The sequence below is a fragment of the Streptomyces sp. XM83C genome (genome assembly GCF_023072675.1).
GTDB lineage: Bacteria > Actinomycetota > Actinomycetes > Streptomycetales > Streptomycetaceae > Streptomyces > Streptomyces thermocoprophilus.
Map to the genome: position 1 here is coordinate 1 of NZ_JALLGL010000353.1, position 5,918 is coordinate 5,918.

General features: G+C 73.5%; 7 protein-coding genes and 1 tRNA gene. 4 read left to right on the top strand and 4 right to left on the bottom strand.

Translation table 11 applies throughout. The features are described from left to right. Positions 1–24 precede the first annotated feature (24 nt). Both MTQ10_RS26900 and MTQ10_RS26905 read right to left on the bottom strand, forming a co-directional pair. Positions 25–1,401 carry a hypothetical protein gene (locus tag MTQ10_RS26900; RefSeq protein WP_374117703.1) on the bottom strand — a complete coding sequence of 459 codons (1,377 nt, stop codon included), beginning with the start codon at positions 1,399–1,401 and terminating at the stop codon, positions 25–27. Between the two features lie 74 nt (positions 1,402–1,475). Beyond that, complete coding sequence (locus tag MTQ10_RS26905; RefSeq protein ID WP_247472794.1) at positions 1,476–2,246, bottom strand: DUF4097 family beta strand repeat-containing protein; 771 nt, start codon at positions 2,244–2,246, stop codon at positions 1,476–1,478. Between the two features lie 174 nt (positions 2,247–2,420). Here MTQ10_RS26905 and MTQ10_RS26910 point away from each other — a divergent pair. From MTQ10_RS26910 to MTQ10_RS26920, 3 genes are all read left to right on the top strand, one after another. After that, positions 2,421–2,492: transfer RNA gene (locus MTQ10_RS26910), tRNA-Val, on the top strand. Between the two features lie 210 nt (positions 2,493–2,702). Further along, on the top strand, positions 2,703–3,104 hold the full coding sequence (locus tag MTQ10_RS26915; protein WP_247472796.1) for a DUF6153 family protein: 402 nt from the start codon (positions 2,703–2,705) through the stop codon (positions 3,102–3,104). A gap of 85 nt (positions 3,105–3,189) precedes the next feature. Continuing rightward, positions 3,190–3,834 carry a DUF305 domain-containing protein gene (locus MTQ10_RS26920; protein ID WP_247472797.1) on the top strand — a complete coding sequence of 215 codons (645 nt, stop codon included), beginning with the start codon at positions 3,190–3,192 and terminating at the stop codon, positions 3,832–3,834. Here the strand turns inward: MTQ10_RS26920 and MTQ10_RS26925 are convergent. After that, positions 3,831–4,184 carry a hypothetical protein gene (locus MTQ10_RS26925; RefSeq protein WP_247472798.1) on the bottom strand — a complete coding sequence of 118 codons (354 nt, stop codon included), beginning with the start codon at positions 4,182–4,184 and terminating at the stop codon, positions 3,831–3,833. The two genes, MTQ10_RS26920 and MTQ10_RS26925, sit on opposite strands and share 4 nt — an antisense overlap. Positions 4,185–4,267: 83 nt before the next feature. Then, positions 4,268–5,173, bottom strand: a complete 906-nt coding sequence (locus tag MTQ10_RS26930) for a ketopantoate reductase family protein (protein WP_247472799.1) — start codon at positions 5,171–5,173, stop codon at positions 4,268–4,270. 47 nt (positions 5,174–5,220) lie between these two features. Between MTQ10_RS26930 and MTQ10_RS26935 the strand changes: the two genes are divergently transcribed. Next, positions 5,221–5,445: a DUF2277 domain-containing protein gene (locus MTQ10_RS26935; RefSeq protein ID WP_247472800.1), complete on the top strand. Its 225-nt coding sequence runs from the start codon at positions 5,221–5,223 to the stop codon at positions 5,443–5,445. The last annotated feature ends 473 nt before the right edge of the window (positions 5,446–5,918 follow it).

The window sequence follows — 5,918 nt, forward strand, 5'->3', positions numbered from 1 at the left end:
CGCCCGAGCCTCGCCCGCCCCGCCTCAGCGCGCCCCCGAGCCCCGCTCCTCGCGGATCTGCGCGACCACCCGTGCCACGGACTGCCGTACCGCCTCCGTCTCCGTCAGGAAGTGCCAGTAGTCGGGGTGCCGCCCGCTGTCCAGCGTGGCGACGGCCCGGTCGAGCCGTGCCACCGCGTCGTCCAGCGGCCGGGCGTGCCGCGGGTCGGGTGTCGTACGCCCCGCCATCGCCAGGCGCTGCGCGTCCCGGATCGCGAACCGGGTCCGGTCGATCTCCTGCTGCGGGTCCTTCTGCACGGCGTTGAGCCGCCGCAGCCGGTCCCCGGCGGCGGACACGGCCTCGTCGGTGGTGTTCAGCAGCGCCCGCACCGTGGACAGCAGCGCGGTCGCGTCGGCCCAGCGCTGCGCGTCCCGCGCCGCCCGCGCCTCCGCGAGCTTCGCCTCGGCCTGCCGTACGTTCTCCGCGGCCACGTCGGGCACCCGTTGCAGGTCCTGCCAGCAGGCGACGGTGAAACGCCGCCGCAGCTCGCTGAGGATCGGGTCGACCTGCTCGGCGCGGGTGGTGAGCGCCTGCGCACGGGTCCGCAGCGACACCAGCCGGCGGTCGATCTCGGCGGCCCGTTCCGGCAGCCGTCCGGCTTCGGCGCGGATCGCCTCGGCCTCCCGCGCGACCCGCTCGGCCCGCTCCAGTGTCGCGGCGACACCGTGCTGTCCGGCGCCCTGGTTGAGCCGGGTCAGCTCGGGCGACAGCGCGGCCAGCCGGGCGGCCAGGTCGTCGGCCTTCAGCCCCGACTGCCGTACGGCGTCCAGGGCCCCGGTCGCGGCGAGCAGCGCCTGCCGGGCCCGCTCCACGGCGGGCGCGAGCCGGGCGAGCTGGGTCTCGGCCTTGCCGAGGAGCGGTGCGAGGCTTTCCCCGAAGCGCTCCAGTTCCCGCTTGACGCGTTCCAGTTCGTCCTTGGCGCCGGTCAGTTCGGTCCGGGCCCGGGCGGCGGCTGAGGCGTCCAGGTCGTCCCGGTCGAGGTCGTGTGCGTCGACGGCGGCGATGTAGCGCCCGCTCGCCTCGTCGATGCGCTGCCCGAGCGCCTGGAAGTCGGCGAGGGCGCGCCGCGCGGCGGGGGAGTCGTCGACGGCGTGGATCGTCTCGATGGAGATCCGCAGATCGCGCTGGGCGGTGTCCAGCTCGTAAAAGGCGGCAGCGGCGGCGTCCTTGGCGGCCTGCGCCTCGGCCCGCTGGCTCTCGGCGCGCCCGCCGAACCAGCGCCGGGTGCCGCCGCCGGCGAACGCCGCGGGCAGCGCCAGGGCGAGCACGAGCGGCAGGCCCATCAAGGTGAGCGTGTCCCGTACGGCACGCCCGTACGGCATCGACGGCGACGAGTACGGCTGCTTCGGTGTCGCCGTCACATCCCTCTCCCGTGCTGTGATCCGGCCTTGCCGGGACCATTGTCCCACCCGTCAAGGACGAAAACACAGGGTGTTCAGTTCGCCGGGCGCACCGTGATCCCTCCGTCGCCGGTCCGGACGTCCAGCAGATGGGTGCTGCGGTCGTCCCGCGGGACGGTCACGCGCACCGATCCGTCGCCGCTCTTCGTGGACACGCGGTACGCCGCCCGCGGGACCGTGATGCTGACGGAGCCGTCCCCGCTGACGGCCCGCACCCGGTCCGGTACGGCGCTCAGGCTCACCCGCACGGATCCGTCGCCGGTGCGGGCGGTGACATCGCGGGAGGCGACCTCGGCCCGTACGGAGCCGTCGCCCGAGCGCAGGGTCAGCGGCCCGCTGGTGTCGGTGACGTGCACGGATCCGTCGCCGGTACGGATGTCCAGCGGATCGCGGAAGCCGCGCGCCCGCACACTGCCGTCCCGGTCCTCGACCTTGACGGTGATGCCGCGCGGCACCTCGATCCGGTGCTCGGCCGCGCAGTCGGCGACGAACCCGGAGCAGTGCAGCCGCAGCACCAGCCGGTCGTCGTCGGTCATCGACCAGCTGACCTTCGGCTCGTCCCCGATCAGCACGGACCCCTTGAACCACCGGGTCACCCGCACCGTGCCCTTCGGGGTGCCGTCGGTGGCGACGATGTCCAGGGCGGAGTCGTCGGAGTCGACGGTGAGGGTGGTGCCGTGCAGCGAAAAACTCCGCTGCTCGGGATCTTCGTCGTCGGCCGCGGAAGCCCCGCATCCGACCGCTCCGAGGGCGAGCACCCCCACGACCCAGGCGGCCACTCCGGCCCGTACGGCAGTACGACGCATGACTCCATCCCCCTGACGAAAACTGTCCGGCAACGCCCACGACGCTATGGGCCGACGGACCGCCGGACGATGAGGCGGGCTCCCGGATCGTCAGGGGGGTTAACCCCCCTGCCCTCACGCCGATACGGGTTTGCGGAGCACCGCCCCCGGCCATGTAGGCTGTCGGCTTGTCCCGGGTGCGTAGCTCAGGGGTAGAGCGCCTGCCTTACAAGCAGGATGTCGGCGGTTCGAAACCGTCCGCGCCCACACGATCCGGAGGCCCCCGCCGCTCCGACGGGGGCCTCCGGCATTTCACCGCAAAGCTGCCGATGCCCATCTCGGACCGGGGGCGGCCCCTGCGCCCGCGCCGCGTCCACGGCCGGCGGAGTCCGGTGCGGCCGACTCGACCTCGGGGCGGGCCCCCCGAATGGATACCCCCCGGGGGTGGGTCCGCAAGGGTCGGCCTAGCATGGCCGCGTGAGGCGAGCCGGGTGTGAGGATCCGCAGCCGCGTGTGCGGTGGTGGCGGGCGCTCGGTGTGCTCGGGCTGCTGGCCGGGCTGTTCGCGATGCACGGGCCGGCGCCCGGCAGCGGGGTCACCGGCGGGCATGCGCACGAGCAGGACCGGCACGGCGTTGTCGCCCAGGTCATGGATCACGTATGCGGGCATGACGGCGGCCAGGCCGGCGGGCATGTACGGCACGCCGACGCGAGCTGCGCCTCCGGGGCCGTGAGCGACGGGCCCACGCTGCCCCTGCTCGCCCCCGACCCGCTGGCCGCGCGCACGGCCGACGCGGCCCTGAGGCCGTCCCCCGGCCGTGCGGTCGACGCGTGCCGCGCCCCGCCGTCACTGTCGGAACTTCAACTGCTGCGGATATAGGCCGCCGCCGCACCGCGCCCTGCCCTCGGACGCGGTGACACGCGTGTCGGCACACATCACCCCTCGCAGCACAAGGAGTTCCCGTATGAGCAGCACCCGTACGCCCGTACGCGCGGCCCTCGCCGCCCTCGCCGTCGGCGCCGCGTTCGCCCTCACCGCCTGCGGCGGCGACAGCGGTACGAACCAGGAAGGCCACGCCGCCGCTCCGGCCCCGAGCGCGACGGCCTCGGCCGGAGCGCACAACGCGCAGGACGTCGCCTTCGCGCAGGGCATGATCCCGCACCACCGGCAGGCGCTCGACATGGCCGCGCAGGCCGCGACGAAGGCGTCGTCGACGCAGGTCAAGGAGCTGGCGCAGCGCATCGGCAAGGCGCAGGACCCGGAGATCGGGACCATGAGCGGCTGGCTGACGTCCTGGGGCGAAGAGGTCCCGCAGCCCGGCGCCACGCAGCACTCCGCCGGACACTCCGGGCAGTCCGGGCACTCCGGTCATGCCGGAATGCCCGGGATGATGGACGACGAGGACATGGCGAAGCTGGAGAAGGCCTCCGGGAAGGCCTTCGACACGCTGTTCCTTCAGTTGATGACCGAGCACCACGAGGGCGCCGTGCGCATGGCCATGACCGAGCAGACGGAGGGGCGGTACGGCCCCGCCAAGGCCATGGCCGACGCCATCGTGACCGCGCAGAAGGCCGAGATCGAAGAGATGAGGAAGCTCCTCGCCGGCTAGCTGTCGCCGTCGCCTTCGGCGGGTGGGGTCTCGTGCACGTGCTTGAGCTGCGTACGGGCCTCCATCCGCTGCTCGGCGGGCACCTCGGACCAGAAGCGGTGGGTGGTGATGAAGACGGCCAGTTCGTGCTCGCGCCGCCGCAGCTTCTCGACCTCGGCCTGCTCGTCCTCCGTCCAGCCGGGGGAGGCGGGCCGTTCGATCTTGCGCCAGCCGGCGCCATCGCTGAAGCCGTCCAGGGGCTCGACCGACCAGGGGAGCCGCTTCAGCAGGGCCGACAGCTCGGCCCGGACCTGATGCAGCTCCTCCTGGCCGGCGCGGAGGTCACTGGGGAAGTCATAGGTCGTAGCCACGCCACAATGCTACGCCTGTTCGATTTAGCGGGACGAGTTTCCGACTCCGGTTCATGCGAACGTGTGTATGGGAACTCGCGTTCCTATCGTGCGGTCCGCTCACCCACCTCGCGGACCAGCCGCGCGGCCACCGGCACAGCCACCCCGTGCCGCTCCGCCGCCCGCAGCAACGCCCCGCCGATCGCGTCCAGCTCCAGCGGACGCCCCGCCTCCGCGTCCCGCAGCATCGACGACTTGGACTGCGCGGGGAACGCGTCGTACCGGGCGAGCGCCCCGGCCGGATCGGCGGGGCCCCCGCACGCGCCGCTCACCGCCGCGGTCTCCTCCACCAGGGCGGTCAACTCCTCACGGTGCACGGTCCGCACCTCGCCGACGGACACCCCGTATCGCGTCGTCAGCAGGGCGAACGGCGCCAGGAACGCCATCTTCGCCCACAGCGCCGCCGCCTCGCCGTCCACCACCCGGGCCACGGGGCCGGCCTCCGCCAGGGCCCCGGCCAGCGCCTCCAGACCAGCGCGGGGCACCGTGTCGCCGGCCAGGTCGATCTCCGTGAACGGGCTGCCGTGTTCGATCACGCCCGGCGCCACGCGGGTCGACTCGACGCGGATCACGCCGGGCGCGACCTGCGCTTCGGGGTAGCGCTCGCGCAGCAGCGCCGGATGCTCCACACCGTTCAGGAACGGTACGACGAGAGCGTCGCCCAGCGCCTTCGCCGGGACGCGGGCGAGGGCGGCGTCCAGCGTGGTGAGCTTCACCGCGACGAGGACGGCGTCGACGGGGCCGTCCAGCTCGCCGGCCGCCTCCACCGGCACCGTGAAGTCACCGAACTGTCCGCTGCGGATCTGTATGCCCCGCGTACGCAACACCTCGGCCGTGGCCTCGCCGGCCAGGCAGGTCACCCGATGACCGGCCCGCGCCAGCAACGCGGCCAGCAGGCCGCCGACACCGCCGGGGCCGAGTACGGCGACGGTGAGCTTTTCGCTGCTCATGCGGGTGCTCCTTCTGAATGTCAGTGGGCGGGTGGAAGACTGAACACATGTGCCGGAGCATCAAAACACTTCGCCCGCCCGCGTTGCCCGAGAAGGCGACGGAGGAGGAGATCCGGGCGGCCGCGCTGCAGTACGTCAGGAAGGTGTCCGGGTTCCGGGCGCCCGCCGCGCACAACCGGGAGGTGTTCGAATCGGCCGTCGACCGCATCGCCGAGGCGACGGCGGTGCTCCTGGACGGGCTCCAGATCAGAGGCGCCGGCGCCCGCCCCTGACACCGCGCCGACAGTGGCTACGCCGCCCGTGCCACAAGGGCACCCGGCGCTGACGGGGTGCTCCCCCGGAGGGGGTGCCCCCAGCGCCCACCCTCCCGCAACCTCTCGGCTTCGCTCGAGCAGGGAGGACCCCCATCGCCCCAGCGGCACGACTGCCCGCAGGTACGTCGACACGCCGCCCGCATCGCCCACCTCAGGGGCGCGGGGAAGTGCGCGCCCGGCCCCCACCGGCCCGCAGATGAAAACGATGGCGCAGCCACCCCGAAAGGGGCGCGGGGAACTGCACGATCGCCACTCACCGGCCGGCAGGTGACCGCAAGGGGCGCGGGGAACTGCGCCATCGCCACCCACCGGGCCGCGGGTGGAATCGAAACCGCCGCCGCACGAAGGGGCGCGGGGAATTGCGCGAGGGCCCCTCACCGGGCCGCCGGTGAAAGGAAACCGCCGCCGACACGCGGCGTCACGCCTCCACC